Below are 26,045 nucleotides of genomic sequence, written 5' to 3' on the forward strand. Positions count from 1 at the left end.
GGCGGCCGATTTCTTATAAATTTAGCCAGGACTGCCCATGACATCCACCGCGCCCTCCAACCGCCAGTACGCCCTGTGGCTGGTGCTGCTGGCCTCGGCCGGCACCTTTGCCCTGACCATGGGCACGCGCCAGACCATGGGCTTGTTCATGAGCCCGCTGAACACCGCCACCGGCCTGGGTGTGGGCAGCATCAGCCTGGCGTTTGCCTTTGGCCAGCTCTGGTGGGGCCTGACGCAGCCCTTCGCTGGCGCCATGGCCGAAAAGGTAGGCACCGGCCGCGTACTGTGTACCGGCGTGGCACTGGTGGCGCTGGGCACCTTCATCACGCCCTACATGACCAGCACCGCCGGTCTGGTCTTCGCCATCGGCGTGCTGGCCGCAGGCGGCGCGGGCATGGCCGGTCCGGCGGTGCTGATGTCGGCCACCGCCCGTCTCATGCCCGCCGACAAGCGCGGCATGGCCACCGGCATCGTCAATGCGGGCGGCTCGTTCGGCCAGTTCCTGATGGCGCCGCTGGCCAGTGCGCTGATGCTGGGCATAGGCTGGGCGAATGCGATGCAGGTGCTGGGCCTGCTGGTCTTGCTGGCGTTGCCCGCCGCGTTTCTGCTCAAGGGCAATGCCGCACAAAGCCGTGCCGCCAGCGCGGCCCCGCCCATCCCCACCGGCCAGGCGATCCGCAGCGCGCTAGCCCACCCCGGCTATCTGCTGCTGGCTACCGGCTTCTTTGTCTGCGGCTTCCATGTGGCCTTTCTGGCCACGCATCTGCCGGGCGTAGTAGCGGCCTGCGGCCTGCCGCTGCAGTACGCAGGCTGGTCGCTGGCGGTGCTGGGCCTGTTCAATATCGTCGGCAGCCTGGCCATGGGCTGGGCTGTGGGCCGCTGGCGCATGAAGTCGCTGCTGTCGCTGCTGTACGCGGTGCGGGCACTGGCGATTACGCTGTTTGTGTTGGCGCCCAAGACCGGTCCGGTGATGCTGGTATTTGCCGCCGTGATGGGCCTGACTTTTCTGTCCACCGTGCCGCCCACCGCCGGCCTGGTCGCCAAGTTCTTCGGCACGGCCCACATGGCCACCTTGTTCGGCATGGTCATGCTGACCCACCAGATCGGCGGCTTCCTGGGCGCCTGGCTGGGTGGCAAGGTGTTCGAGGCCACCGGCAACTACGACGCCATGTGGCTGCTGGACATTGCGCTGGCCGTGGGCGCGGCCCTGCTGCACCTGCCGATCAAGGAAGCCCGCATGCCGCGCCTGGCCCTGGCTTGATGCGCGACCGCGCGTCCACCATTTTGGGGAGCTAAGCCGGCCACGGCGGCGATCCAGCCCGGGCGTCGGCAAGAATGCGGGGTTCCGCATACCTTGTTAGGACCGCATGAAGCCGAATGCATTGCCGCTGCCGCCACCACTCTCCACAGAACCGCACCCCCACTACTTCGTGCGCGAGTGCGACCTGGTGATGAAGGGCGGCATCACCAGCGGCGTGATCTACCCGCTGGCCATCGTCGAGATCAGCAAGGCATTCCGGCTGCGCAGCATTGGCGGCACCAGCGCCGGGGCCATCGCCGCTGCGGCCGCAGCCGCGGCCGAGGTCGGCCGGCAGCGCGCCCACAGCGGCCAGTTGCCCAGCACGCACGACGGCTTTGCCGAGCTGGCCGAGCTACCCGCCCATCTGGGCCAAGACGCTGCCCGCGGTGGCGGCACCAAGCTGCTGGCCTTGTTCCAGCCGCAGCGCGGGGCCAGCGCCGTGTTCCGCCTGCTAACCGGCGTGCTCGGCCACAAAGGCATGCAGCTGGTGTGGGCGGTGTGGCTGGGCCTGCTGTGGAACTACCGCCTGCCGGCCCTGGCCGGCTTCCTGGTCGGCAGCCTCGCGCTGTGGAGCAATAGCAGCTGGCCGGTGCTGCTGACCGCGCTGGCCCTGGGCGCGGTATGTGCAACCCTGGGCGCCGGCCTGCGCCTGGCTTACGACCTGTTCTGCGTGATTCCCGACAACCGCTTCGGCATGTGCTCGGGCATGCCCAACGGCCAACGCCAACCCGGCGAGGCGCTGACCGTCTGGCTGGCCGCGTTCTACGACCGCCTGTCGGGCGAACAGCTGCTACGCCAGCAGCACGCGCTGCCGGTGGACCGCAACAAACCCCTGACCTTCGGCGACCTGCAGGCACATGGCATCGACCTGCAGATGATGACCACCTGCCTGACCATGGGCCGGCCATTCCGCCTGCCATTCCGGCACGACGACGTGGTCAAGGAAAACCGCCAGTTCTACTACGCGGAGCACGAATTCCGCGCACTTTTCCCCAAGGAAGTGGTGGACTGGATGGTGGCCCACCAGCGCCCGCTGAGCGCCGACGAAGCCAACCCCAAGAAGTTCGCCAAGGCCGACTTTTCCGGCCTGCGGCGCCTGCCCGATCCGCAGGACTTGCCGGTGGTGGTGGCGGTGCGCATGAGCCTGAGCTTTCCCATTCTGCTCAGCGCCATCCCGCTGTACGCGTTCGATTTCAAGGCCGGCGACCCCGAGGGCACGCCGCACCGCTGCTGGTTTACCGACGGCGGCATAGGCTCGAACTTTCCGATCCACTTCTTCGACAGCCCCATCCCCACGCGGCCGACCTTCGGCCTGGACCTGGGCGTGGCAGATGCCGACGCCGACCCGCGCGTGTACTTCCCCAAGGGCAACTCCGGTGGCGTGCTGGTCTACCGCCGGCACATCGCCCACAGCGGCCTGGGCCGGATCGGCGGCTTTCTGGGCGCCATCGCCGGCGTAGCCAAGGACTGGAACCACGAAGCCTTGTCACACCTGCCCGGTTACCGCGACCGCATCGGCCTGGTGCGCCTGACCGGCGCCGAAGGCGGGCTGAACCTGAACATGCCGCAGCGCCTGATAGGCCAACTCACCGAATACGGCCGCTACGCGGGCAAGGAATTTGTGCGCCGCTTTGGCGACCCGGCGCTGTCGCCCGGCGCCCCGGTAGAGACCGAGATGAACTGGGAAAACCACCAGCGCATCCGCCTGCGCCTGCTGCTGGCCGCCACCGCCGAAACCCTACAGTCGCTACACCACGCGCGCGACCGCATGGAGGCCGACGCCATGCCCTACGAGCGCTTCTTCGAACCCGGCGTCCGCGGCGACGGCTCCTACCCCTGGAACGGCCGCCCCTCGGTAGACAAGCTCGACGCCCAAGGCCGGCACACCAGCCAGGCGGGCCTGGCGAAATGGATGTTCGGGCAGATGCTGGCCATGGCCCGGCACATCGAAGCCACGGTGCAGGCGCGCCAACCCGCCGGCAACGGCGTGAACCAGGTCGACCCGGCCACCGGCGCGCCCCGGCCCCTGCCCGAGGTAAAACTGCGGCCGCGCATCTAGCCCGCCCGCACACAGAGGACCATGCAATGCACTTCGATTGGCACGGCGGCACCATCAGCCGGCACACCAGGGTCGACCCGGCCTACAAGAACACCCAGAACGTGCGCCGCTTCCTGTTACTCGCTTGCGGCGAGGGCTTTAAGTTCGACCGCGACTTCATGGCCTGGATCCGCAACGGCACGCCCAAGAACATGGGCGAGGTGGCCGACGAATGGCTGCGGCGGCATGGCGGCTAAGCGCTGAACCACACGCATTGAGAAAGCAGCAATTGCCCATGGCACAAAACATCTACGACACCCCCGCATTCTTCGACGGCTATGAGCAGTTGCCGCGCTCGGTCCACGGCCTGGACGGCGCACCAGAATGGCCTGCATTGCGCGCAATGCTTCCGCCATTGCAAGGGCTGCGCATCGTCGACCTGGGCTGCGGTTTTGGTTGGTTCTGCCGCTGGGCGCGCACGCAGGGAGCCCAGTCCGTGCTCGGCCTCGACGTGTCGGAACGCATGCTCGACCGTGCGAGCAGCCTGACCTCGGATACGGCTATCACCTACACCCGGGCCGACCTCGAAGTACTGGCGCTGCCAGAGGCAGCTTTCGACTTCGCCTACAGCTCGCTCGCCTTGCACTACATCGAAAACCTGCCCGACCTGCTGAGCACCGTGCACCGCGCGCTGTTGCCGGGGGCCAGCCTGGTGTTCTCGGTGGAGCACCCTATCTTCATGGCCTCTCGCAAGGCAGGCTGGGTCACGGACGCGCAAGGCCGCAAGACCTGGCCGGTGGACAGCTACCAGATGGAAGGCCCGCGCAGCACCCACTGGTTTACCGACGGCGTCGTCAAGCAGCACCGCATGCTGGGCACGCTGCTGAACATGCTGGTGCGCACGGGGTTCAGCATCCAGCATGTGGAGGAATGGGCGCCCAGCCCGGAACAGGTGCTGGCACAACCGGCGCTTGCGCAGGAACGAGAGCGGCCGATGATGCTGCTGGTCCGCGCAAGGCGGTAGCAACACACTCAATACAACACGCGCCGGAACATGCCAATCGCCAGCTGGTAGCCGAGCAGCTGCAATTCGGCATCGTAGCGCTCACCCTCGTCGCGCATGAAGGCGTGCACGCCGTTGAACTCGTGCCAGGTGAAGTTGACCGCCTCGTCCACCAGGGTCTTGTACACCAGCGCCCTACCTTCGGCGGGGATGTGCGGGTCTTGCTTGCCCCAGACCATTTGCAGCTCGCCGCGGATCTCACCGGTACGCTCCAGGCTGCTGTTGCCGGGCTGCGACGGCACCATGCCCGAATGGATGTCGGTGGCGTAAAAGCAGGAGGTAGCCGCAATGGCGGGGTTGAGCGCCGCCCGGTACGCCAGCCCACCGCCCAGGCAGAAACCCATGGCGCCGATCCGGCCCGAATAGTCGCTCAAGGTGGCGGCGTATTGGATGATGGCCTCGGCGTCGCTGTCGTGGGCTTCCAGGGTCTTGGCGACTTTGTCGGCATTGCCTTTGTCACGGCCGGCGTCGTCGTAGCCCAACACGGTGCCGAACGGATTCAGCTCATGGAAGACCTCGGGCACGATGACGATGAAGCCATGCCCTGCCATGATCTGCGCGCTGCGCCGGATCGGCCCGGTCTGCTGAAAAATCTCCGAATACAGAATGATCGCCGGAAATTTCTTGGGCGGGTTGGAGCCCGTGTCCTTGGGGCGGTACACATAGCAGCGCATCGCCCCGGTGGGCGTGGGCAGATCGACTTCGTGGGCTTGGATTTGCATGGTGTCAGGTTCCGATGGAATGCAGTTGGGCTAGTGTGCCGCGGGGGTATGGGGCAGCGCGTGGCCGGTCTCCAGGAAGGTCTTGAGGTTCGACAACACCTTGGGCCAACCGCCCGAGATGCCGGCCAGCATGTCCGGGTCGCTCGCCAGCTCGTCATGCGTGACCGTCAGGCGCACCAGGCCGTCGCCATAGACTTCGATGTCGAAGGCTACCCGCGAATGCTTGGCGTCGTTGTCGGCATCGTCCGGCCGGGCCCAGGTAAAAGCCAGACGGCGCGACGGTGTGCTCTCGATCACCTTGCCCACGATGTCGACCGTGTCCGTGCCGTCGGCACGCTGGTGCGCCCAGCGGGAGCCGGGCTGCCAGTCGGACACATTCACCCGCGAACAGCCGGCCTGCGGATCGACCCACCATTCGCGCATCAGGTCGACGTCGACCAAGGCCTGCCACAGTTTTTCGGGCGTGGTTGCAATGTAGGTCACATAGACGTAGTCAGGTTTTTTCATCGCCATCTCCTTCTAGTTTCAGCTTCAGATCGCGCAGCACGCCGAGGCGCTTGCGCTCGAACTTTGAAATCCAGCGCGCATGGATCTCATGCAGCGGCACCGGGTTCAGGTAGTGCAGCTTCTCCCGCCCTTGCCAGACGACGGCAACCAGGTTCGCGTCCTCCAGCAGCTGCAAGTGCTGCGTCACGGCCTGGCGCGTCATGTCCATGTGCTCGCACAGCGCCGACAGCGTCTGGCCGTTGTCCTGGTGCAGCTGGTCCAGCAGACGCCTGCGCCCTGGGTCGGCCAGCGCCTTGAATACCTTGTCCAACTCCGAGGGCCTTGCTTCCATGGAGTGCATTATAGGCAAGCATTTACTTGCATGTCAAATATTGCAATCACCGACGTGCTGGCAGCTGCCTCACCCAGAAATTTATATGTTTTAGGCCTGCAGCGCTTATTTAATCTGCGCTACCAGCTACAGAATAAATAGCAACCAGCCTACCAGCGGGCTCAAGCACAATACGGCCCGTGCTCCATATCCTCGCCGTCACCTTCCCCTTCTTCGCGCTTGTGCTGGCCGGCTACATCGCCGCCCGCCGGCGCATGCTGCCGCTGGAAGCCATACCGGGCATGAACGGCTTTGTGCTGTTCTTCGCCCTACCCTGCATGCTGTACCGGTTTGGCGCCAGCACGCCGCTGGCGCAATTGCTGGACGGCAGCGCCTTCTTCACCTACCTGCTGTGCGGCCTGGCCATCGTGGCAGCCACGGTTTTACTCAGCCGCAATGCGCGCATAGGCTGGAACGATGCAGCGTTCGGAGCGCTGGTGGCGGCGTTTCCGAATACCGGCTTCATGGGCGTGCCGCTGCTGGTGGCGTTGCTGGGCGCACAGGCGGCGGGGCCGGCGATTGTGGCCATCGTGGTGGACATGGTGGTCACCACCTCGCTGTGCATTGCGCTGTCGCGGCTGGACGGCGCCGGCACCCACGGCGTAGGCCATGCGGCGCGGCAGGCACTGCAAGGCGTGCTTCGCAACCCCATGCCCTGGGCCATCGTGCTGGGCGGTGTGGCCTCAGCCGCGCAGCTGCGGCTACCCGGCCCAGTGATGCAAACCATGGGCCTGCTGGCCGATGCGGCCTCGCCGGTGGCACTGTTCACCATCGGTGCGGTGCTGGCGCGCTCGCACATGCTCAGCGCGCGCGGCCATGCCCACACGCCGCTGCTGCGCGACTACCTCCCGGTGGCAGGGGTCAAGCTGTTCATCCACCCGTTGCTGGTGTGGTGCGCGGGGTCGCTGGCGATACGCTGCGGCGTGCCGCTGGACCCGTTTGCCTTCAAGGTGCTGGTGCTGGTGGCCGCGCTGCCCAGTGCCAGCAATGTAACCCTGCTGGCCGAGCGCTTCGGCGCGGACAACGGCCGCATCGCCCGCATCATCCTGGTGACCACAGCAGCCGCGTTTGTGACGTTTTCCGCAGCTGTGCGGTGGATGGTCTAGCGAAACCAGTGAAGCCTGCTGTTGCCGGCTTTGGGGAGCGGCGTCTCAGCCCATGATGACGCGCTGAACGTCATTCTGCAGGCTGCGCAAATGGGCCCGCATGGCACCCTTGGCGCCCTCTACGTCCTTCTTGCGCAGGGCGTAAATGATTTCGCCATGTTCGTGGTGGTTTTCTTTCTGGCGGTGCAGCGGACTGTGCAGGCGGAACAGGCGTGAGTCATCGCGCAACTGCTGGATCAGCCGCGGCAGCACGACGTTACCGCTGGCCTGTGCAATAAAAAGGTGAAAACGGTCGTCGAAATGCCAGTGCTCGGTTTCCGTATGCTGGCCTCCATTGAGCGCATCCACCTCTGCAGCCAGACTCACCAGGTCCGCCTCGTCGATGCGGTTGATGGCCAGGGCAATCGCCTCGCACTCCAGCAACTCGCGGGTGCGCATGGAGTCGAAATATTCCTTGGTGCCCACGCTGCGCACCGAATACGAGCGCGCATCGCGCCGCACCAACAGGCCTTCTCCGGCCAGCCGCCCCAGAGCCTCCCGCATGGGGGTTCGGGAGATGCCCAATTCGTCGGCAATCTTCCCCTCCAGCAGCGTGCTGCCGGCGGAGATTTTCCGGTCCAGGATCAGCTCGCGCATGCGGATGTAAGCCTGCTCGGACAGGCTGGCCGAGCGCACTTCCAGTGCTCCTAGCGGGGGCATGGCGGTGGGCGATTCCAGAACGCTCGACATGTTGGGGATACCTTATGGTTGGTGGCTGTGTCGCCGGGATTATCTCCTCACAGCCATTTTGCCAACGGGCTGCCGGCGACTGGCTCGCGGGGCCGCAAGCAAGGCTGAAATTGGCCGTCACCCGCCTGGGCCATGAACACGCCATCACGCCACACCATACGCCCGCGCGACAGCGTCAGCGCCGGCCAGCAGCGCAGGTTCTGGCCTTCGTAAGGCGTGTAGTCGCAGGCGCTGTGCAGCATCGCGTGGGTCAGAACCTGTTCTTGCCCTGGCTCGAACATGTTCCAGACCACCAGGTCAGCGTCGCTGCCCACGGCAATCGTGCCCTTCTTGGGATACAGGCCGTACAGCCGGGCCGGGTTGGTGGAGGTGAGCTCGACAAAGCGGTGGATGTCGATACGCCCGCCCAGCACACCCTCGCTCAGCAGCAGGGGCAGTCGGGTCTCTACCCCCGGGATGCCATTGGGCACCTGGTTGAACGGCGCCTGCTCCCCGGCCAGGCGTTTGCCCTGCGGGCCGTAGTAGTTGAAGGGCGCGTGGTCGGACGAGACGATGGTGAACAGGCCATTGGCCAGGCCGTTCCAGATCACCTGCTGGTTGCCCTTGTCGCGCGGCGGCGGGCTGCAGATACAGCGCATGCCGTGGGCGTGGTCATCCCCCTGGGGCTGCAAGTCGTCGGCACTCAGGAACAGATACTGTGGGCAGGTCTCGGCATAAATCGGCAGGCCGCGGCCGCGCGCCCAGTGGATTTGCTCGACCGCCTCCTGGCCCGACACGTGGACGATCAGGATCGGCGTGTCCACCAGCTCGGACAAGGCGATGGCACGGTGTGTCGCCTCCCGCTCCACGACCATGGGCCGTGAGTTGCCGTGGTAGCTGGGCGCGGCCAGCCCGGCGGCCAATAGATGCTCAGTCAACCAACCGATGCAGTCGCTGTTCTCGGCATGAACCATGGTCATCGCCCCATGCTGGCGGGCCGTGGCCAGCACCTCGATGATCTGCCGGTCGTCCAGCTTCAGGTCATCGTAGGTCATGTAGATCTTGAGCGAGGTGTAGCCCTGGCCGATCAGCCTGGGCAGCTCTTCGCGCGTGACCGTGTGGGTGGCGTCCGACACGATCAAATGGAAGGCATAGTCGATCACCGCCTTGCCATCCGCGCGGCGGTGGTAGTCGTCCACAGCCTCCTGCAAGGAATGGCCTTTTTGCTGTGCCGCAAACGGAATCACGGTGGTGGTGCCGCCGCAGGCCGCCGACCGGGTGCCGGTGAAGAAGTCGTCAGAAAACACCGCACCGTCGCTGGTGGGCTGGTCCAGGTGCACATGGCCATCCACGCCACCGGGGGTGACCAGACGCCCCAGGGCATCGATCACCTCGCCGGCCTCGCCGGACAGGTCTTTGGCGATGGCGACGATGCGCCCGTCGCGTATGCCGATGTCGGCCTGGTAGCGGTCGCCCGAGGTGGCGATGTCGGCGTTTTTAACGATCAGGTCGTAAGTGTCCACGTGCAAGTCTCCTGTTGCTGATGTTGGCTAGCGTTGTTCCATCATCTCGGCGGCGCGTATTGGCGCCTGCCCTTCGCTGGCGTTGCCGTAGGCACGGCCGTAATAGGCCTCGATGCGGCGCTGCACAAAGTCCCATATCGAGGTGAGCAGCAGGTAGTACAGCGCTGCGACCAGGAACAGCTCCAGCACCATGAACTTCTCCTGGATCAGCACCTGGGTGCGACGCAGCAGCTCTTCCATCGAGATCACCGAGGTCACCGAGGTGGTCTTCAGCAAACCGTTGATGCTGTTGCCCAGGGTTGGCACGATCAGGCGCATGGCTTGCGGCATGATGATGTCGCGCAGGGTCTGGGCGCCGGTGAAGCCCATGGCCCGGGCGGCGTTGGTCTGACCGACGGGAACCGACTGGATGCCGCCCCGCACAATCTCGGCCAGGTAGGCGGCCTCGTTCAGGATCAGGCCCAGCAGCGCGGACTCGATCACCGAAAACTTCAGGCCCAGCTGCGGCAGCCCGGTGTAGATGATGATCAGCTGAACCATCAGCGGCGTACCGCGAAACAGCCAGATGTAGAAGTGCGCGGGCGCGTTCAGCCAGCGGCTCTTGGACAGCCGGGCCAGGGCAAGCAAGCAGCCCAGCACCAGCCCCCCGACAATCGCCGCCAGTGTCAGCCAGACGGTGGTTACCACGCCCCCCAGGATGAACGGGTTTAACAGATATTCCCAAAAACCCGACCAGCTCCAGCCTTGTCCCATTGCATTTCTCCTTGGGGAATGTGCCGTTAATTTCTACTTAGGTCGCCGGGCCTTTGACGACGATGGCGCCGTCGATCGGCTTCACGCCGTAGCTAGTGAACAGTTTCTGAAAGCTGCCATCGGCGCGCATATCGTTCAGCACCTTGGCAATGGTGTCGGCCAGCGGCTTGTTCTTCAGCGCGACCGCCACGGGGGTGGGAAACAGGCCCGATAGCACCCGTTCGAAATCGCCGCGCTTCTGGTATTCGGCACCGGTGGAGTCGATCGACAGCGCCACCTCGACCTGGCCTGCGCGCAGCGACTGGAAGGACATGGCAAAGTTCTCGAAGGTACGGATATTCATACCCTTCAAGCCCTTGTCGGTCAGCTGCTTGTCGAGTTCGCGGGTCTTGCGCTCCTCGAAGCCGCCGAGCTCCACGCCAATGGTTTTGCCCGCCAGGTCTTCCAGCTTGCTGATCTTGCCGGGGTTGCCCTTGGCGGTGGAGATGCTGATGGCCTGGTCTTCGTAGGCCAGCATCTGCATCAGCTTGGCGCGCTCATCGGTGTAGAAAATGCCGGTGTTGATCATGTCCCAGCGCCCGGCCTGCAGCCCGGGCACCATGGCCGAGAACTCGATGCGCACGTATTCCGGCTTGAGACACAGGCGCTTGGCGATCTCTTCGCCCAGCTCCACCCGCATGCCCTTGAGCGTGCCGGTCTGGTCCACATACTGCAGGGGCGGCAGCGTAGGGTTGACCGACATGGTCAAGGTACCTTTCTTCACCAGCTGCGACTCCGGGACGCTGTATTTACAGTCCTGTGCCTGCGCCTGGGCCTGGGTGGCCCCCAAGATGGCGGCGATGGAAACAAGGGCAAACGAAAACTTCATCATGGTGGTTCCTTTGGTAGCGGTTGGAGGAGGTGGAGGCAAGGCGAGATCTGGCAGAAGTTCAACGGGAAATCGAGTTCAGCAGGCCCAGCTTGTCGAGCGCGCTGCGCAGCTCGGCCGCGTCGGCTGCAGGCAGGGGCAAGCGCGGCGCACGCGGTTTGCCCACTGGCAGACCCATCATGTCCAGCGCGTCTTTCGAGGCGGCCACATAGCGGTGGCCGCCGACCCACTTCACGATGGGCAGCATTTTTTTGTACAGGGCCAGGGCCTGGTCCATGTCTTTTTCGTCGGCCACCAGCTCGAACAAACGGGCTGACATGTGTGGAATCAAGTTGGAGCACACCGCCACCCAGCCCTGGGCGCCCAGCCAGAATGACTCGTAGCCCAGAATGCCGGCAAACACCGTCATGCGGTCGCCGCACAGGTCGATGATGTCGCGCACGCGGGTGACTTCCAGCGTGGACTCCTTGATGTAGCAGCAGTTGTCGATCTGCGACAAGCGCGCCACGATGGGAGGCGTCAGGTCCACATTGGCGGTGGCCGGATTGTTGTACAGCATGATGGGAATGCTGATCGCCTCGCCCACCTTGCGGTAGTGCGCGAACAGCTCGTCTTCTGTAGGGCACGAATAGAAAGGCGGAATGACCATCACGCCGTCGGCGCCCATCTCCTGCGCCTCCTTGCTGAGACGGACGCATTCATCGGTCCACTCCGCGCCGGTACCGATCAGCACCGGCACCCGCTTGTTCGCGGTCTTGATGCAGGTATCAATGACCAGTTGGCGCTCATCCGGCGTCAGCGACAGAAATTCGCCGGTGCTGCCCAAGGGAATCAGCCCATGGATGCCCTGCTCTATCTGCCAGTCCACCAGCCGCTGCAGGGCGGGCACATCGACATGCTTGCCGTCCGCCGTCAAAGGGGTGATCAGAACGGTGTAGGTACCACGGAATTTGCGCATATTTGGCTTCGCTTCTGGTGTGGAAAGCAGTGTTTTACGACTTGCTTTCTTAATGTATACGTGTAGTATACGTATACGTTTCAGCAAATCAAGCCGATTTACAAATATTCGTCCACCATGGCGGCGCACCTCACCCACCCCCTGATACCTTGTACAGGCACGCCCCTGCACTTCAGTTACGACGGCCAGGCTGTGCCGGCCTTGGAGGGCGAAACCATTGCCGCCGCGCTGGCCGCCAGCGGTATCCAGGCCCTGCGCCACACCCGAGATGGCCAGCGGCGCGGCCTCTACTGCGGCATGGGGGCCTGCCATGAATGCCTGGTCACCGTGGACGGCCTGGCCAGCCAGCGCGCCTGCATGACCAAGGTGCAAACCGGCCAAGTCGTGCAATCCGCCCCGTATCCAGTCACACAAATCAACCTCCAACTGCAACCGCTGGCACCGCCACCAGATGCAGAGCCGACCACCATAGCGGTGGATGTACTGGTCATTGGCGCCGGCCCCGCAGGCTTGTCTGCCGCCATCGCGGCACGCAAAAGCGGTGCCAGCGTCACCGTGCTGGACGAGCGGCTGCAGACGGGTGGGCAGTTTTACAAGCCGCTGGCGCCCTCGCACCAAGCCAACCAACCGTCTGATAAGCAGTTCGCCGGTGGTATTGCGCTGACCCGTGAGGCGCAGGCGGTCGGGGTGGATATCCGGCAAAGTACCCAGGTATGGGCTGCGTTCTCGGCCAACGAGGTGGGCGTACTCATCGAAGGCCGCGCCACCGTGTTCCATTGCAAACAGCTGGTGATTGCGCCGGGTGCGTATGAGCGGCCCGTGTCCTTTCCAGGCTGGACCTTGCCGGGTGTGATGACAACCGGCGCGGGCCAGACCCTGGCCCGCGCCTACCGTGTAGCGCCTGGCCAGCGCGTAGTCATCGCCGGCAACGGCCCCTTGAACCTGCAACTTGCGGCCGAATTGCTCACAGGGGGTGTAGAGGTGCTGGCCGTGCTGGAAAGCGCCCCCAAGCCGGGCCTGTCGCAATGGCGCGAGCTACTGCGGGCCGGCCGCACCGGGCCGGACTTGCTACTAGACGGTGCCCGCTACCTGGCGCTACTGCGCCGCCATGGCGTTCCGGTGCTATGGGGCCACGCGGTGGTCGCGGCCCGGGGCCAGGACAGCCTGCACAGCGTGCAGGTGGCACGGCTCGATGCGCAGGGCCAGGCCGTAGCCGGCAGCGAACAGCTATTCAAGGCCGACGCCCTGTGCGTGGGCTACGGCTTTATTCCCAACACCGAACTTGCGCGCATGCTGGGCTGCCAGCACCAGTTTGTCGCACGCCACCTGGGCTACCTGGCCACGGTGACCGATGACGACGGGCGTACCAGCATCCCCGGTGTGTTTGTGGTGGGCGACGGTGCCGACCTGGGTGGTTCGCGCGTAGCGCTGGCGCGCGGTAGCCTGGCAGGATGCGCCGCTGCACGCCAGTTAGGCCATGCCACGCCAGCAAACAGCCTGCAGACGCTGCACCGGGCATTGGACTTCCAGCGCGCAATCTGGTCGCTCTACCAGGCGCCGCCGGTCAACCTACAGCAGGTGCCCGACGAGACCTTGCTATGCCGCTGCGAAGACATCACATTTGGCTCGGTGCGCGCCCAGATTGCGGCAGGCCGCGACACCCTGGCCGCCATCAAGCGCAATACCCGCCTGGGCATGGGCCGGTGCCAGGGCCGCTACTGCGCCAACGTGGCGGCGCGCCTGGTGCACGAAATCACCGGCCGGCCCCACAGCGTGGAACAGTACTTTGCCCCGCGCGCACCGACCCGGCCCGTGCCTGCGGGTGCCCTGGGCTTCGAAAAGCCGGAATGGGGAGGCCACCGCCCGGCCATTACGCCCAATCTGGCCCGTCCTGTAGAAGCCGCACCGCTGGCGGAGCAAAAAACCGATGTACTGGTGGTTGGCGGCGGTGTGCTGGGGGCCAACCTCGCCTACTTTCTGGCACGCGCAGGCCAAGATGTACTGGTGGTGGACCGCGACGACCTTAACCTGCAGGCCTCCGGCGCCAACGCGGGCAGCCTGCACGTGCAACTGCTCTCGTTCGACTTTGGCGCCAAGGCACAGGAAGGCGGTGGCCCGGCCGCCGCCACCCTGCCGCTGGGGCCGCTGTCGGTCCAGCTGTGGCAGCAGATCCAGGAAGACTGCGGCGAAGACCTGGAAGTCAAGATCACCGGCGGCCTAATGGTGGCCGACAGCGCCCAAGGCATGGCGTTCCTACAAGCCAAGGCGGCGCTGGAGCGCAGCCACGGCATAGAAGCCCATGTGGTGGACGGCCACGAGCTGCGCCGCCTGTCCCCGGCCTTGTCGCCTAACCTACTGGGCGCCGAATGGTGCCCGATGGAAGGCAAGATCAACCCCTTGCGCGCCACCTATGCGGTGGCAGCCCAGGCGATGCAGCGCGGCGCCCGCTTCCTCCGCGGCTGCAACGTGGAGCGGATCGAGCGCCACGTCGGCGATGGCGCGGGCTTCAGCGTGCACACCTCGCGCGGCACGATACGCGCCGGCCGCATCGTCAACGCCAGCGGCGCCTGGTCCAGTGCCGTGGGTACGATGCTGGGGGTCAAAGTGCCGGTCAAAGGCGCGCCGCTGCAGATGATCGTGACCGAGCCGGCACCGCCCTTGGTCAGTCACCTGATTGCCCACGCCGACCGCCACCTCAGCATGAAGCAGGCGGCCACCGGCGGACTCATCATCGGCGGCGGCTGGTCCGCGGCGTTTGACGCCAGCATGCGCCTGAACCACGCCGAGCGCAGCAGCATCGAAGGCAATCTGTGGGTGGCCAACCAGGTACTGCCCGCCCTGTCCGGCCTGCATATGGTGCGCTGCTGGGCCGGCATGAATGTCAATATCGACGGCGCCCCCATCCTGGGCGAGGTACCCGGCGTGCCGGGTTTCTTCAACGCCGTCACCTCGAACGGCTACACGCTGGCACCGATCACCGCCAGCCTGGTGACCGACCTGCTGGTACGCGGGCGTACCGACATCGACATCCAACCCTATCGCATCGAACGTTTCAACTAAGCCCATGACAAGCATGACAAACCAGACCCCAGCATCCGCCAAAGACGCCATGCGTGGCTTCATAGAGCAGCATTTTGACGAACAGGTCCACGCCCTCGCCCGCCTGGTGCAATGTCCGTCCGACAACCCGCCCGGCGACTGCACACCGCATGCGCTGGTCACGGCGCAGTGGCTCACCGAGATGGGCTTTGCGGTGGAGCAGCACGTGGTGCCACAGGCCCTGGCGCAGCAGCACGGCATGCACAGCGTCACCAATCTGATCGTGCGCGAAAAGTTTGGCGACGGCGGCCCAGTAATAGCCATGAACGCCCATGGCGATGTAGTCCCACCTGGCGAGGGCTGGAGCGCCAGCCCCTACAGCGGTGAGGTCCGCGACGGCTGGCTGTATGGCCGCGGCGCAGCCGTGTCCAAGTCGGACTTCACCACCTACGCCTACGCCTTGCGCGCGCTGAAATCCCTCTCCGGCGTGGCACTCAAGGGCCAGGTGGAGCTGCACTTCACCTACGACGAAGAAACCGGCGGCATGACCGGCCCGCACTGGATACTGCAGCAAGGCCTGTCCAAGCCCGACTACGTGCTGTCGGCGGCCTTCTCGCACCATGTGGTGACCGCGCACAACGGCTGCCTGCACCTGGAAATCACCCTGCGCGGCCGGTCCGCCCACGCCGCCTGGCCCGAAACCGGGCACGACGCCATCGAGGCCAGTGTGCCGCTGCTGGCTGCGCTCTACCGCTACCGCGACAGCCTGGCCGATCGCCCGTCCAGCACCCCCGGCATCACACACCCCACTCTGGTGGTCGGGCTGGTCAAGGGCGGAATAAATACCAATGTCGTAGCCGATACGCTGACCCTGCGCATAGACCGCCGTATCGTTCCCGAGGAAGTGCCGGAGCAGGTCGAAGCCGAGCTGCGCGAGGTGATTGCCGCATCGGTACGCCTGCTCGCCGGCATCCAGGTCGAGGTCACGCAAATCCTGCTGGCCCGGCCGTTCAAACCCGTGGCCGGCGCGCAGGCCCTCACCGATCTGGTTTGCCGCGAAGGCAGCGCCGTGCTGGGCACACCGGTGACACCGATAGGCGTGCCGCTGTACACCGATGCCCGGCTCTACTGCGAAGCCGGCATTCCCACCGTGATGTACGGCGCCGGCCCGGCCACGCTACTGGCGGCCAACGGCCACCGCGCCGATGAGCGGGTGCCGCTGCTGGAACTGCAGCAGGCCACGCAGGTGGTGGCCAACGTCCTGCTAGAACTGCTGACCGGCTGAAGCCGCACCGCAAGCCACTCAACCGCACAAAAGGTACTCAAATGATCAACATCAACAATGTCAGCAAATGGTATGGCAGCTTCCAGGTGCTGACCGACTGCAGCACCCAGATCCGCAAGGGCGAAGTGGTGGTGGTGTGCGGCCCGTCGGGCTCGGGCAAATCCACCCTCATCAAGTGCGTCAATGCGCTAGAGTCGATCCAGCAAGGCGACATCGTGGTGGACGGTATGTCGGTCACCGATCCGAAGATCAACCTCAACCAGCTGCGCTCGCGCGTCGGCATGGTGTTCCAGCATTTCGAGCTGTTCCCGCACCTGTCGATCACCGAGAACCTCACCTTGCCGCAGATCCGGGTGCTCAAACGCAGCCAGAGCGAAGCCCGGCACAAGGCCCTGGGCTTGCTGGAGCGCGTCGGCCTGTCGGCCCATGCGCACAAATATCCGGCCCAGCTCTCGGGTGGTCAGCAGCAACGGGTGGCGATTGCCCGGGCCCTGGCCATGGACCCGATTGCCATGCTGTTTGATGAACCCACCTCGGCGCTGGACCCCGAGATGGTCAACGAAGTACTCGACGTGATGGTGCAGCTAGCCCGCGATGGCATGACCATGATGTGCGTGACCCACGAAATGGGCTTTGCACGCAAGGTGGCGCACCGCGTCATCTTCATGGACCGCGGCGCGATTGTGGAGGACTGCGACAAGGAGTCGTTCTTTGGCAGCCCCCACGCCCGCAGCGAACGGGCACAGCAGTTTCTATCCAAGATTCTTCAACACTGAAATCTCAATCAGCCTTGATATTGGCGGTCTTGATCACCTTGCCGTACTTGGCGAACTCGGTCTGGGTGAAGGCGCCCAGCTCCTGTGCCGAGCCGTAAGCCGGCTTCACCGCCAGGGACTTGAGCTTGCTGTCTACCTCGGGCATGGCCATCACCTTGCCCAGGTCGGCGCTCAGGCGGGCCAGCACGTCGGCCGGGGTTTTGGCCGGGGCGTACAGCGCGTACCAGGCCTGCACCTCGAAGCCGGGGTAGCCGGCTTCGGCAAAGGTCGGCACGTTGGGCAGATCGGGCAAGCGGGTCGGTGAGGACACGGCAATCGCGCGGATCTTGTCGCCCTTGATCATCGGCATGGCGGCGGTGGTGGTGTCAAAAATCACCGCCAGGCGGCCGCCGATCAGGTCCATGGTGTGCGCATTGCCGCCCTTGTAGGGCACATGCGTGACGTTCACCCCGGCGGCCTGCGAAAACAGCTCGCCCGCCAGATGCAGCGGCGAGCCATTGCCGGCCGATCCGTACATCACATCGCCCGGGTGCTTCTTGGCCTCGTCTACCAGCGACTTCAGGCTGGTGTAGGGCGACTCCTTGTTCACCGTGGCGACGATGGGGGCCACGCCGATCAGGCCGATGGGCGCAAAGTCTTTCAGCGCGTCGTAGCCGGGGTTGGCGATTAGGTGCGGGCTGACGGCATTGCTGGCCAGCGAACCCAGCAAGATGGTGTAGCCGTCGGCCGGCGCGCGGGCCGCCAGCGCCGCGCCAATGGTGGTGCCGGCACCTGGACGGTTGTCGATCACCACCGGCTGGCCCAGGGTCTCGGCCAGCTTCTGGCCGATCAAACGACCCACCGCATCGTTGGCACCGCCCGCCGGGTACGGCACGATCAGGGTCACCGGTTTGTTCGGGTAGGCCTGCGCCTGGGCCAGAGCGGGCAGGCAGGCGGCGGCAGCCAGGGCGACCGCAGTGAGTACGGTGCGGCGGGAAGGGATACGGTTTGCAAACATGGGCGTTGTCTCCGGTGTGTAGGTTTTTGGTCTGTTGCAAACGGCCATCTTGCAACATGCTTCAAATTCTTTCACAATCTACCAAATACAATCAAGATAAATTTCCATCATTCACCCATTCATTGGTGAATACCCTATCAAAAGCTACCATGACCAGCCCCCAAGCACTCGCCATCGTCACCCTGCTGCCCAGCCAGCGGCGCGACCGCATCGTGGACTTTTTGCGCCGCCATGGCGCGGTGACCCTGCAGCAACTGGCCCAGGCCATGGACGCGTCGGTCTCCACCCTTCGCCGCGACCTGGATGCGCTGGAAGCCGATGGCGTGCTGGACCGCACCCACGGCGGCGCGCTACTGCGCCAGCAGCACTACAGCACTTTTGAGCCCGACCCGGTGGCCGCAGCCGAGCTGTCGCCACGTGAAAAGCGCGCCATTGGCTATGCCGCGGCAGCCGAGCTGGAACCCGGCCAGAGCGTGATCTTCGACAGCGGCACGACGGTAATGGAAGCCGCCCGCGCCGTGCTGGAGCGCCGCATCCCCCTGGTCGCCGTGACCAACGACCTGGCCATCGCCCAACTGCTGGGCAGCAGCCCGCAGATCCGCGTGCATGTGCTGGGCGGCGTGCTGCGCGCGGGCAGCAATACCTTGATGGGCGACGAGGTGGTGAGTGGCGCCCGCCACATCCGCGCCGACGTGCTGCTGATGGGCGCGCATGCGGTCACCGACGGCATGCTGTCGGAAACCGAACCCGAGGTCGCCGCGGTGAAGCGCGCGCTGATGCAGGCCGCCCACAGCAAGCGCCTGCTGGTCGACAGCTCCAAGTTCCGCCCGCGCGCCTTCATGGGCATCTGCGCGCTGGCCGAGTTCGACGCCGTGATCACCGATACCGGCCTGCCCACCGTGGAAGCGGAGGCACTGGCAAAAGCCGGGCTGAAGCTGACCCAGGTATCGGTGGCATGAAGCATTGGCGCATCCTGGCAGACGACCTGACCGGCGCACTGGACACGGCGGCGGCCTTTTGCGGTGCGCAGGAAGTGCCGGTGTTTCTGCAGCCCACTGCATCCAGTACCCCGGTCCAGGCCTGGGCCACCGGCAGCCGCGATCTGCCTGCAGACGCCCTGCCCGGCAGGCTGCAGGCCTGCCTGCCCTGGCTGGCCCAGCCCGGCCATGGCGCGTTCAAAAAGGTCGACAGCCTGCTGCGCGGCAACAGCTTTGCCGAAGTCGCCTGGCTGCTGCAGCACGGCGGCTTTGCGGGTGTGGTGTTCGCCCCGGCCTTCCCCGCACAGGGCCGGTTTACCCGCAACGGCCAGCACTGGGTGGGTACGCCACACCAGCCCGGCCTAGCGCATAACGCCATCGCGGTGCGCGAAGCGTTTGCTGCCCTGGGCGTGCCGGTGCGCCTAGGTGACGACTTCAGCGCCGGCGGCCTGCTGGTGCCCGATGTGCGCACCGATGCCGACCTGGCCCGGCTCGCCCAGCATAGCCAGCAGGCCCCCGATTGGCTGTGGTGCGGCAGCGCCGGCCTGGCTTGGGCACTGGCACGGCAATGGGGCTGCGCACCCGCGGCAGCCGCCGCGCCGCGCCCGGGTCTGACGCATATCGTCACCGCCAGCCGACACCCGGTGCTGCGCGCGCAACTGGCAGCCATCAGCAGCGCCGCGCTGCACGACCTGGCCAGCCCCCAGCCCCTGTCTGCCGCAGAGGCCCAGGCCCAGCTGCAGCAGCGCAGCCAGGCCCTGGTGCACGCCCTGCCCTGCCCCGACAACCTGGTAGTGGTCGGCGGCGACAGCCTGCTGGCCCTTTGCCAGGCCGCTGGCGCGCTGGGCCTGCATGCCAGCGCCAGCCCGCGCCCCGGCTGGGGCCGGGCCCAGCTGCAAGGCGGCCTGTGGCACGGCGCCACTGTGTACTCCCGCTCCGGCGCCTTTGGCGCGCCGGACGATTTATCCGCCCTACTTGCCAGCTTGACCGAAAAGGAAACCACCCCATGAGCAAACCCATACGCCTGGCCCTGACCATGGGCGACCCGGCCGGCATAGGCCCCGAGATCATCGTCAAGGCCGCGCACCAGATGCGCGACCTGGTGCAGCAAGGCCGGGTCGAGCTGCAGGTATTCGGCTGCGCTGCTGCCCTGCAGCGCGCCACCCAGTTGCTGCAGCTGGATGCGGCGCCGCTGCACATGGTCGACGTGGGCCCGGTAGACGGCCCCATGCCGGTGGGCCAGGTGTCGGCCGCCGCCGGTAAGTGGTCGTACCTGGCGGTGGAACGCGCGGTGCAGCTGACCCAGGCCGGCAAGATCGACGCCATCGTCACCGCGCCGCTGTGCAAGGAGGCACTGCACCTGGCCGGCTATCCGTTCGAAGGCCATACCGAAATGCTGGCCCACCTGACCGGCATGCGCGACGGCGTGATGATGCTGGCCCACGGCGGCATGCGCGTCAGCCATGTGTCGACCCACTGCCCCTTGTCCGAAGTGCCGAAACGCCTGACACCCGTGCGTCTGCGCCGGGTGCTGGACGTGACCTTGAACGCGCTGCGTGCACTTGGCATCGAAAGCCCACGCATCGCCGTGGCGGGCCTGAACCCGCACGCCGGCGAAGGCGGCATTTTGGGCAAGGAAGACGGCGAAATCATCGCCCCCATCGTCGCCGAATACGCGGCCGCCGGCCACAAGGTCACCGGCCCTTGGGCGGGCGACACGGTGTTCATCAAGCTGCGTGCCGGCCAGTTCGACGCGGTGGTGGCCATGTTCCACGACCAGGGCCATATTCCGGTGAAGCTGCTGGGCTTTTCCATCGACCCGGCTACCGGGGCCTGGAACGCCGTCAGCGGCGTGAACATCACCTTGGGCCTGCCGATTCTGCGCACCTCGGTAGACCACGGCACGGCCTTTGACATTGCCGGCAAAGGCATCGCCAGCGCCGACAGCATGGTCGACGCCGCCCAGTACGCCATGACCCTGGTCGAAGGATTACGCCGCACCCAACAACAACCCCTGGAGACCTTGGCATGACCGACTTTTCACAATCCCTGCAATTCGCCGGCCGCAGCGTGCTGGTGACCGGCGGCGGCTCGGGCATAGGCGCGGCCGTGGCCCTGGCCTTCGGCGCCAAGGGCGCGCAGGTGGCCGTGCATTACTCGCGCAACCGCGACGGCGCCGAAACCGTGGCCGCCGCCATCCGCGCCGCCGGCGGCACCGCCACCACGCTGGGTGGCGACCTGCAGGACCGCGCGGTGGCCAACACCCTGGTGGAGCAAACCGTGGGCGCGTTCGGCGGCCTGGATGTGCTGATCAGCAACGCCGGCGACATGTTCGGCCGGCGCCCACTGGCCCTGGCCACCGACGAAGACTACGACCGCGTGATGGGCCTGAACGTGCACGCCGCCTTCGCCATCTGCCGCGCCGCGGCGCCGGTGATGCGCGCGGCCGGCCGCGGCAGCATGGTCAACACCACCTCCATCGCCGCCCGCACCGGCGGCGGCGAAGGCGTGGGCCTGTATGGCTCGGCCAAGGCTTTCGTCAGCACCATGACCCGGGTGTTTGCACGCGAGATGGCGCCGTTTGGCGTGCGCGTAAACGGCGTGGCGCCGGGCGTGATCCTCACCGACTTCCATGCGCGCAACTCCACGCCCGAACAGCTGGAAGGCGCGCGCAAAAGCATCCCCATGGGCCGCACCGGCACGCCGGACGACTGCGTGGGCGCCTACCTGTTCCTGGCCGACGACACCCTGTCGGGTTACATCACCGGCCAGATCATCGAGGTCAACGGCGGGCAGTTGATGCCGTGACCCGTGGCCCAGCGCCAGGGGCCATGCCCGCGGCCCGGCAAAGCCGGTTCCGCGGTATTTCGCAAACCCGTCTTGGCGCGTACCCCAACAAAAAAACACCGGAGATACCCATGAACAGCCTTCCCCCCAATACCTTCAAACAAGCCCTGGCCTCGGGCCGTCCGTTGATCGGCCTGTGGTGCAACTTTGCGCACCTGGCCACTGTGGAATGCGTGGCGCAGTCGGGCTTCGACTGGCTGCTGCTCGACATGGAGCACACCCAGAGCAACCTGGACACCATCAGCAGCCAGCTGCTGGCGCTGCGCGGCACGCCCAGCGCGGCCGTGGTGCGGGCGCCGTCGAACGACATGGCCTTCATTAAGCGCCTGCTGGATGCGGGCACCACCAACCTGATGGTGCCCAACATCCGCAGCGCGGCCGAGGCGCTTGATGCCGTGTCCTACACCCGCTTCGCGCCCCAAGGCCTGCGCGGCGTGGCCGGCAGCACGCGCGGCGGCGGCTACACCCGCTACAAGGACTACATGGCACGCGCCAACGACGAAATCGCGCTGGTGCTGCAGATCGAGTCGCGCGAGGCCTTGGACGAATTGGATGCCATCTGCCGCGTGCCCGGTGTGGACGCGGTCTTCATCGGCCCAGCCGATCTGGCAGCCAGCCTGGGCTACCGCGGCCAGGTGGCCCACCCCGAGGTGCAGGCGGCCATCAGCAAGGCCATTGCCATCGGCAAGGCAGCGGGCAAGGCGGTGGGCATTCTGACGGTGGACGGCAAAGGCGAGCCCTACTTGGCGCAGGGCGCGACCATGGTCGGCGTGGGCACCGACATGCACCTGCTGATCGCCGCGGCCGATGCGCTGGCGGCCCGCTTCAAGGCCGTCGTCAGTTAAGATGATTCAGAGCTCTGGCGCAGGCAGTACCTGCGCCAGCAGCTATGCAATCCATAGCAAATCACGGGGCGCTTATTCCAGCGGCTTGTTGGCCACCGGCTGGCGCATGCCGACCGCCATGCGGTTCCAGGTATTGATCTGGGCGATGCACCAGGTGAGTTCGACAATTTCCTGCGCGCTGAACTCGGGCTGCAAGGCGGCGAAGACGCTTTCATGCTCGCCATGCGCATCGGCCAGCCGGGTCAGGGCTTCGGCCCAGGCCAGGGCAGCGCGTTCGCGCGGGGTGTAGAAGCTGGTTTCGCGCCAGGTCGGCAGGCTGTTGATGCGCAGCCAGGTTTCACCCTGCTTGCGCAGGTCGCGCACATGCATGTCCAGGCAGAAGGCGCAGCCATTGATCTGCGAGACGCGCGTCTGCACCAGGTCGATCAAGGGCAGGCCCAGGCTGGAGCTGGCCGTGGTGGCGGCCACGGCGGCCATGGCGTTATAGGTTTTGGAGGAAATCTGGGTCCAGGGGAGGCGGGCTTCGGTCATGGTGTGTCCTAAGGGTTGGCATGGCTCGGAATTGAGATCCATACCCGTAAGACGTTGGCCGAGCCCGGCCTGTGACACGCGGCAAATAAAAGCTAGGAAAAATGTGCGGCCAGCCGGGCCAGTTTGTCGGGGTTGCGCTGGGCGTGGATGCGCAGGATGCGCTCGCCGTCGGTCTCGAAGGCCTGCACCGACTCCAGCACGCCGTCGATAAAACGCAGCAAACCCCATTCGCCATTGATGCAGGCCAGTTCGACCCGCAGGCCGCTGCCGCAGCGCAGCTGGGTCGCCCAGTACAGCTGGGCGATGCGTGGCCCGCCGCACAGCGGCTTGCCAAAGCTGGGCACCTTGCCGCCGCCGTCGCCAATCAGCTCGGCATCCTCGGCCAGCAGGGATTTCAGCAGGGCGAAATCGCCGCGCATGGAGGCGTCGGCAAAGTTGCTCAACAGGCGGTGGTGGGTTTCGCGCGGCACCACGAAACGCGGCCGCTCCTCACGCAGCTGCGCCTTGGCGCGGTGCACCAGCTGGCGGCAGGCGGCCTCGGTCTTGCCCAGGGTGTCGGCCACCTCGGCGTAATCGGCGTCGAACACTTCGCGCATCAAAAAGGCCGCGCGGGCCTCGGGCGCCAGGCGCTCCAGCAGGCTGAGAAAGGCCAGCGACACATCGCCCGCGCGCTCCAGCAGCTGCTCGGGCGTCGCCGGGGCCGGGGTGAGCTGCGGCTCGGGCAACCAAGTGCCGACGTAGTGGGCACGCTGCAACTTGGCGCTGCGCAGCCGGTCGATCGCCAGCCGGGTGGTGACGGTGACCAGCCAGGCCTCGGCATTGTCCAGCGCGGCATGGGCGGCCTCGTGCCAGCGCAGCCAGGCATCTTGCACCACCTCTTCGGCCTCGGCCGTCGAGCCGAGCATGCGGTAGGCGATGCCCTGCAGGCGCGGGCGGAGGGTGTCAAAAGTGCGGGTGGTTGCGTCCATAGTATTAAGACGTTAGAGCCCCCGATTTTGTGACAGCCGTGGCGCCGGCCCTATGCCCGCATCAGCGGTAGAAGGCTTCGACCTTGCCCTTGAGCTTGAGCAGCAGCGGGTGGCCTTTGCGGTCCAGGGTCTTGCCGGCCGGCACCTTGATCCAGCCTTCGCTGATGCAGTATTCCTCGACGTCCAGGCGCTCCTTGTCGTTAAGGCGGATGCCCACATCGCGCTCGAACACGGCGGCGTTGAAGTGCGGGCTGCGCGGGTCGATGGACAGGCGGTCGGGCAAGGCAACGGTGGGGTTGGTTTCAGGTGTGGTGTCGGTCATGGCAGGCTTATAGAGTGGATACGGATCAGGCGCCAATTTTCCCGGATTTGGCGGGTGCTCCGGTCGGATCGCCGATGCAGCCGTCAAATTTAAAGAAATCAGGGCTATAGCGCATATTCCACCAGCGCCAGCAGCTATCAAATCACTAGCAACTACGTGCCAAACACCAGCGACTGGTGCAGCGCCACCCCCGCCATCACGCCGTCGGCCGAGGCCAGGGTGGCGTTCTGGGCGGTCTGTGCGGCGTCGCCGGCGGCATACACGCCGGGCACACTGCTCAGCTTGCTGGCGTCGGTGCGGATCAGCGGGCCCATGGGGCCGGCGTCGAAAGCACAGCCCAGTTGCTCGGCCAGGCTGCTGCCCATGCGCTGCGTCGGCGCCACAAACAGCGCATCCAGCGGCACCAGCCGGCCATCGGTCAGGCGCACACCGGCCAGCTGCGGCAGCGGGCCTTCCAGACCTTGCAGCGGCGCGGGTTCGATGGCGATGCCCTTGGCCTGCAGCTGGGCGGCGGTGGCCGCGTCCAGGTCGGTATGGCCGTTCAGAAACAAGGTGGTCGGGCCCCAGTCGGCGATCAGCTGCACATGGTGGGCCGAGCCCGGCACCGCATACAGCACGCCCAGCGCCTGGCCGCCGAACTCGTAGCCATGGCAGTACGGGCAGTGCAGCACGCTGGCGCCCCAGCGCTCGCGCAGGCCGGGAATGTCGGGCAGCACGTCCTGCACGCCAGTGGCCAGCAGCAGCTTGCGGGCGCGCAGCTGTTGGCCGCTGTCCAGTGCCAGCGCAAAGCCACCGTTGGCATCGGCAGCCGCCGTCTGCGCCGTGCCCGCCACAAACTGCACCGAGGGATAGGCCAGCAGCTTGGCGCGGGCCTGGTCGATCATGGTGCGGGGCGCCACACCGTCCTGGCCAAAGAAGCCGTGCGCCGCCGCGGCGAAGCGGTTGCGCGGCGCGCCCGCGTCCACCACGCAGACGCTTCTGCGGGCCCGCGCCAGCTGCATGGCCGCCGACAAACCGGCAAAGCTGCCGCCCACCACCAGAGCATCAAACTGCATGGTCCATATCCTTGTGTGAAAAACCGCCGGACACCATCCGGCCATGGAAATCTTTGGACAGCGCCGCCAGCGTGACTTGGTCCAGCCGGGCCAGCAGCACGGCTTCGGCCTCGCGGTAGGCGCCGTCCAGCGCGGCGTTCACCGCCTGCTCGACCACGCAGCCCGGGCTTTCGGTGCGGTGGCCTACCGCCAGCAGCGTGGGAGCGCCCAGTGCCGCATGGATGTCGCCCAGGGTGATCTCCTCCAAGGGGCAGGACAGCAGCCAGCCGCCGCCATGGCCTTTGGCCGATGTCACAAAACCGGCGTAGCGCAGGCCAGCCATCAGGCGGCGCACCACCACCGGGTTGGTCTGCATGGCCTGCGCCAGGTAGTCGGAAGTGCTGGGCCCGTCGCGTTCTGCCATATGCAGCAGGACGTGGAGCACGCTGGAGAGTTTGCTATCGCGTTTCATGCAACATCATATGTTGCGTAAATTTGAATTTGCTGG

27 protein-coding genes are annotated in these 26,045 nt (G+C 66.0%); 13 read left to right on the forward strand and 14 right to left on the reverse strand.

Features of this window, described 5'->3' with window-relative positions:
- Nucleotides 1–37 precede the first annotated feature (37 nt).
- The 4 genes from BLT66_RS14965 to BLT66_RS14980 all read left to right on the forward strand — a co-directional run bounded on the left by BLT66_RS14965 (nt 38) and on the right by BLT66_RS14980 (nt 4,362).
- Nucleotides 38–1,261, forward strand: coding sequence for an MFS transporter (locus BLT66_RS14965; RefSeq protein WP_092758534.1), 1,224 nt, complete (start codon nt 38–40; stop codon nt 1,259–1,261).
- A 106-nt stretch (nt 1,262–1,367) separates the two neighbouring features.
- Nucleotides 1,368–3,359: a patatin-like phospholipase domain-containing protein gene (locus BLT66_RS14970; RefSeq protein ID WP_092758535.1), complete on the forward strand. Its 1,992-nt coding sequence runs from the start codon at nt 1,368–1,370 to the stop codon at nt 3,357–3,359.
- A gap of 26 nt (nt 3,360–3,385) precedes the next feature.
- Nucleotides 3,386–3,595, forward strand: a complete 210-nt coding sequence (locus BLT66_RS14975; RefSeq protein WP_092758536.1) for a DUF6434 domain-containing protein — start codon at nt 3,386–3,388, stop codon at nt 3,593–3,595.
- A gap of 38 nt (nt 3,596–3,633) precedes the next feature.
- Nucleotides 3,634–4,362, forward strand: coding sequence for a class I SAM-dependent methyltransferase (locus tag BLT66_RS14980; RefSeq protein WP_092758537.1), 729 nt, complete (start codon nt 3,634–3,636; stop codon nt 4,360–4,362).
- Between the two features lie 8 nt (nt 4,363–4,370).
- Here BLT66_RS14980 and BLT66_RS14985 read toward each other — a convergent pair whose 3' ends face one another.
- From BLT66_RS14985 to BLT66_RS14995, 3 genes are read right to left on the reverse strand one after another with little or no spacing between them, the layout of a single operon-like run.
- Nucleotides 4,371–5,123 (reverse strand): dienelactone hydrolase family protein, encoded by a 753-nt coding sequence (locus BLT66_RS14985; protein WP_092758538.1) that lies wholly within the window; start codon nt 5,121–5,123, stop codon nt 4,371–4,373.
- A gap of 30 nt (nt 5,124–5,153) precedes the next feature.
- A complete protein-coding gene (locus BLT66_RS14990) occupies nt 5,154–5,630 on the reverse strand; it encodes an SRPBCC family protein (RefSeq protein WP_092758539.1) in 477 nt (158 codons plus the stop codon).
- Nucleotides 5,617–5,961 (reverse strand): ArsR/SmtB family transcription factor, encoded by a 345-nt coding sequence (locus BLT66_RS14995; RefSeq protein ID WP_092758540.1) that lies wholly within the window; start codon nt 5,959–5,961, stop codon nt 5,617–5,619. The genes BLT66_RS14990 and BLT66_RS14995 overlap by 14 nt, the downstream gene beginning before the upstream one ends.
- 179 nt (nt 5,962–6,140) lie before the next feature.
- Here BLT66_RS14995 and BLT66_RS15000 point away from each other — a divergent pair, with 179 nt between their 5' ends.
- A complete protein-coding gene (locus BLT66_RS15000; protein WP_092758541.1) occupies nt 6,141–7,106 on the forward strand; it encodes an AEC family transporter in 966 nt (321 codons plus the stop codon).
- A gap of 45 nt (nt 7,107–7,151) precedes the next feature.
- On the opposite strand, the gene BLT66_RS15005 is transcribed toward BLT66_RS15000, so the two are convergent.
- From BLT66_RS15005 to dapA, 5 genes are read right to left on the reverse strand one after another with little or no spacing between them, the layout of a single operon-like run.
- The gene (locus tag BLT66_RS15005; protein WP_092758542.1) at nt 7,152–7,835 is read right to left on the reverse strand and encodes a GntR family transcriptional regulator; all 684 of its coding nucleotides are present in this window, start codon (nt 7,833–7,835) and stop codon (nt 7,152–7,154) included.
- A 47-nt stretch (nt 7,836–7,882) separates the two neighbouring features.
- Entirely contained in the window at nt 7,883–9,337 is a 1,455-nt protein-coding gene (gene hydA, locus BLT66_RS15010) for a dihydropyrimidinase (RefSeq protein ID WP_092759156.1), read from the reverse strand.
- Between the two features lie 27 nt (nt 9,338–9,364).
- Complete coding sequence (locus BLT66_RS15015) at nt 9,365–10,090, reverse strand: amino acid ABC transporter permease (RefSeq protein ID WP_092758543.1); 726 nt, start codon at nt 10,088–10,090, stop codon at nt 9,365–9,367.
- 37 nt (nt 10,091–10,127) lie between these two features.
- The gene (locus BLT66_RS15020; protein ID WP_255406925.1) at nt 10,128–10,961 is read right to left on the reverse strand and encodes an ABC transporter substrate-binding protein; all 834 of its coding nucleotides are present in this window, start codon (nt 10,959–10,961) and stop codon (nt 10,128–10,130) included.
- A 58-nt stretch (nt 10,962–11,019) separates the two neighbouring features.
- Nucleotides 11,020–11,916 (reverse strand): 4-hydroxy-tetrahydrodipicolinate synthase, encoded by an 897-nt coding sequence (gene dapA / locus BLT66_RS15025; protein WP_092758544.1) that lies wholly within the window; start codon nt 11,914–11,916, stop codon nt 11,020–11,022.
- A gap of 117 nt (nt 11,917–12,033) precedes the next feature.
- Between dapA and BLT66_RS15030 the strand changes: the two genes are divergently transcribed.
- From BLT66_RS15030 to BLT66_RS15040, 3 genes are read left to right on the forward strand one after another with little or no spacing between them, the layout of a single operon-like run.
- The gene (locus BLT66_RS15030; protein WP_092758545.1) at nt 12,034–14,976 is read left to right on the forward strand and encodes an FAD-dependent oxidoreductase; all 2,943 of its coding nucleotides are present in this window, start codon (nt 12,034–12,036) and stop codon (nt 14,974–14,976) included.
- A 4-nt stretch (nt 14,977–14,980) separates the two neighbouring features.
- Nucleotides 14,981–16,240 (forward strand): M20/M25/M40 family metallo-hydrolase, encoded by a 1,260-nt coding sequence (locus BLT66_RS15035; RefSeq protein WP_369821605.1) that lies wholly within the window; start codon nt 14,981–14,983, stop codon nt 16,238–16,240.
- A 41-nt stretch (nt 16,241–16,281) separates the two neighbouring features.
- Nucleotides 16,282–17,016 (forward strand): amino acid ABC transporter ATP-binding protein, encoded by a 735-nt coding sequence (locus BLT66_RS15040; protein ID WP_092758547.1) that lies wholly within the window; start codon nt 16,282–16,284, stop codon nt 17,014–17,016.
- Nucleotides 17,017–17,020: 4 nt separating this feature from the next.
- On the opposite strand, the gene BLT66_RS15045 is transcribed toward BLT66_RS15040, so the two are convergent.
- Complete coding sequence (locus BLT66_RS15045; protein WP_092758548.1) at nt 17,021–18,013, reverse strand: Bug family tripartite tricarboxylate transporter substrate binding protein; 993 nt, start codon at nt 18,011–18,013, stop codon at nt 17,021–17,023.
- Nucleotides 18,014–18,162: 149 nt separating this feature from the next.
- Here BLT66_RS15045 and BLT66_RS15050 point away from each other — a divergent pair, with 149 nt between their 5' ends.
- From BLT66_RS15050 to BLT66_RS15070, 5 genes are all read left to right on the forward strand, one after another.
- Complete coding sequence (locus BLT66_RS15050) at nt 18,163–18,972, forward strand: DeoR/GlpR family DNA-binding transcription regulator (protein ID WP_092758549.1); 810 nt, start codon at nt 18,163–18,165, stop codon at nt 18,970–18,972.
- Complete coding sequence (locus tag BLT66_RS15055) at nt 18,969–20,000, forward strand: four-carbon acid sugar kinase family protein (RefSeq protein WP_092758550.1); 1,032 nt, start codon at nt 18,969–18,971, stop codon at nt 19,998–20,000. Before BLT66_RS15050 ends, BLT66_RS15055 begins: the two co-directional genes overlap by 4 nt.
- Nucleotides 19,997–21,022 (forward strand): 4-hydroxythreonine-4-phosphate dehydrogenase PdxA, encoded by a 1,026-nt coding sequence (gene pdxA, locus BLT66_RS15060; protein ID WP_092758551.1) that lies wholly within the window; start codon nt 19,997–19,999, stop codon nt 21,020–21,022. Before BLT66_RS15055 ends, pdxA begins: the two co-directional genes overlap by 4 nt.
- Nucleotides 21,019–21,798, forward strand: coding sequence for an SDR family NAD(P)-dependent oxidoreductase (locus tag BLT66_RS15065; protein WP_092758552.1), 780 nt, complete (start codon nt 21,019–21,021; stop codon nt 21,796–21,798). The genes pdxA and BLT66_RS15065 overlap by 4 nt, the downstream gene beginning before the upstream one ends.
- Before the next feature lie 110 nt (nt 21,799–21,908).
- Complete coding sequence (locus BLT66_RS15070; RefSeq protein ID WP_092758553.1) at nt 21,909–22,682, forward strand: HpcH/HpaI aldolase family protein; 774 nt, start codon at nt 21,909–21,911, stop codon at nt 22,680–22,682.
- 72 nt (nt 22,683–22,754) lie between these two features.
- On the opposite strand, the gene BLT66_RS15075 is transcribed toward BLT66_RS15070, so the two are convergent.
- From BLT66_RS15075 to BLT66_RS15095, 5 genes are all read right to left on the reverse strand, one after another.
- A complete protein-coding gene (locus BLT66_RS15075; RefSeq protein ID WP_092758554.1) occupies nt 22,755–23,213 on the reverse strand; it encodes a carboxymuconolactone decarboxylase family protein in 459 nt (152 codons plus the stop codon).
- Between the two features lie 92 nt (nt 23,214–23,305).
- The gene (locus BLT66_RS15080; protein WP_092758555.1) at nt 23,306–24,181 is read right to left on the reverse strand and encodes an RNA polymerase sigma-70 factor; all 876 of its coding nucleotides are present in this window, start codon (nt 24,179–24,181) and stop codon (nt 23,306–23,308) included.
- A 61-nt stretch (nt 24,182–24,242) separates the two neighbouring features.
- A complete protein-coding gene (locus tag BLT66_RS15085) occupies nt 24,243–24,503 on the reverse strand; it encodes a DUF3297 family protein (protein WP_092758556.1) in 261 nt (86 codons plus the stop codon).
- A gap of 152 nt (nt 24,504–24,655) precedes the next feature.
- Nucleotides 24,656–25,558: an NAD(P)/FAD-dependent oxidoreductase gene (locus tag BLT66_RS15090; RefSeq protein WP_092758557.1), complete on the reverse strand. Its 903-nt coding sequence runs from the start codon at nt 25,556–25,558 to the stop codon at nt 24,656–24,658.
- Entirely contained in the window at nt 25,548–26,009 is a 462-nt protein-coding gene (locus BLT66_RS15095) for an Rrf2 family transcriptional regulator (RefSeq protein WP_092758558.1), read from the reverse strand. Before BLT66_RS15095 ends, BLT66_RS15090 begins: the two co-directional genes overlap by 11 nt.
- Nucleotides 26,010–26,045 lie beyond the last annotated feature (36 nt).

It is taken from the genome of Rhodoferax sp. OV413, from assembly GCF_900104385.1.
Taxonomy (GTDB): Bacteria; Pseudomonadota; Gammaproteobacteria; order Burkholderiales; family Burkholderiaceae_C; genus Rhodoferax_B.

What these genes read in the sequence shown, in the direction of transcription:
- BLT66_RS15070 (WP_092758553.1), top strand. Translation starts at nt 21,909, where the DNA reads ATGAACAGCCTTCCCCCCAATACCTTCAAACAAGCCCTGGCCTCGGGC.
- BLT66_RS15015 (WP_092758543.1), bottom strand. Translation starts at nt 10,090, where the DNA reads ATGGGACAAGGCTGGAGCTGGTCGGGTTTTTGGGAATATCTGTTAAAC.
- BLT66_RS14995 (WP_092758540.1), bottom strand. Translation starts at nt 5,961, where the DNA reads ATGGAAGCAAGGCCCTCGGAGTTGGACAAGGTATTCAAGGCGCTGGCC.
- BLT66_RS15030 (WP_092758545.1), top strand. Translation starts at nt 12,034, where the DNA reads ATGGCGGCGCACCTCACCCACCCCCTGATACCTTGTACAGGCACGCCC.
- BLT66_RS15090 (WP_092758557.1), bottom strand. Translation starts at nt 25,558, where the DNA reads ATGCAGTTTGATGCTCTGGTGGTGGGCGGCAGCTTTGCCGGTTTGTCG.
- BLT66_RS15075 (WP_092758554.1), bottom strand. Translation starts at nt 23,213, where the DNA reads ATGACCGAAGCCCGCCTCCCCTGGACCCAGATTTCCTCCAAAACCTAT.
- BLT66_RS15080 (WP_092758555.1), bottom strand. Translation starts at nt 24,181, where the DNA reads ATGGACGCAACCACCCGCACTTTTGACACCCTCCGCCCGCGCCTGCAG.
- BLT66_RS15095 (WP_092758558.1), bottom strand. Translation starts at nt 26,009, where the DNA reads ATGAAACGCGATAGCAAACTCTCCAGCGTGCTCCACGTCCTGCTGCAT.
- BLT66_RS14970 (WP_092758535.1), top strand. Translation starts at nt 1,368, where the DNA reads ATGAAGCCGAATGCATTGCCGCTGCCGCCACCACTCTCCACAGAACCG.
- BLT66_RS15045 (WP_092758548.1), bottom strand. Translation starts at nt 18,013, where the DNA reads ATGTTTGCAAACCGTATCCCTTCCCGCCGCACCGTACTCACTGCGGTC.
- dapA (WP_092758544.1), bottom strand. Translation starts at nt 11,916, where the DNA reads ATGCGCAAATTCCGTGGTACCTACACCGTTCTGATCACCCCTTTGACG.
- BLT66_RS15035 (WP_369821605.1), top strand. Translation starts at nt 14,981, where the DNA reads ATGACAAGCATGACAAACCAGACCCCAGCATCCGCCAAAGACGCCATG.
- BLT66_RS15085 (WP_092758556.1), bottom strand. Translation starts at nt 24,503, where the DNA reads ATGACCGACACCACACCTGAAACCAACCCCACCGTTGCCTTGCCCGAC.
- BLT66_RS14985 (WP_092758538.1), bottom strand. Translation starts at nt 5,123, where the DNA reads ATGCAAATCCAAGCCCACGAAGTCGATCTGCCCACGCCCACCGGGGCG.
- BLT66_RS15065 (WP_092758552.1), top strand. Translation starts at nt 21,019, where the DNA reads ATGACCGACTTTTCACAATCCCTGCAATTCGCCGGCCGCAGCGTGCTG.
- BLT66_RS14980 (WP_092758537.1), top strand. Translation starts at nt 3,634, where the DNA reads ATGGCACAAAACATCTACGACACCCCCGCATTCTTCGACGGCTATGAG.
- BLT66_RS14990 (WP_092758539.1), bottom strand. Translation starts at nt 5,630, where the DNA reads ATGAAAAAACCTGACTACGTCTATGTGACCTACATTGCAACCACGCCC.
- BLT66_RS15040 (WP_092758547.1), top strand. Translation starts at nt 16,282, where the DNA reads ATGATCAACATCAACAATGTCAGCAAATGGTATGGCAGCTTCCAGGTG.
- BLT66_RS15055 (WP_092758550.1), top strand. Translation starts at nt 18,969, where the DNA reads ATGAAGCATTGGCGCATCCTGGCAGACGACCTGACCGGCGCACTGGAC.
- BLT66_RS14965 (WP_092758534.1), top strand. Translation starts at nt 38, where the DNA reads ATGACATCCACCGCGCCCTCCAACCGCCAGTACGCCCTGTGGCTGGTG.
- BLT66_RS15050 (WP_092758549.1), top strand. Translation starts at nt 18,163, where the DNA reads ATGACCAGCCCCCAAGCACTCGCCATCGTCACCCTGCTGCCCAGCCAG.
- BLT66_RS15020 (WP_255406925.1), bottom strand. Translation starts at nt 10,961, where the DNA reads ATGATGAAGTTTTCGTTTGCCCTTGTTTCCATCGCCGCCATCTTGGGG.
- BLT66_RS15005 (WP_092758542.1), bottom strand. Translation starts at nt 7,835, where the DNA reads ATGTCGAGCGTTCTGGAATCGCCCACCGCCATGCCCCCGCTAGGAGCA.
- BLT66_RS14975 (WP_092758536.1), top strand. Translation starts at nt 3,386, where the DNA reads ATGCACTTCGATTGGCACGGCGGCACCATCAGCCGGCACACCAGGGTC.
- pdxA (WP_092758551.1), top strand. Translation starts at nt 19,997, where the DNA reads ATGAGCAAACCCATACGCCTGGCCCTGACCATGGGCGACCCGGCCGGC.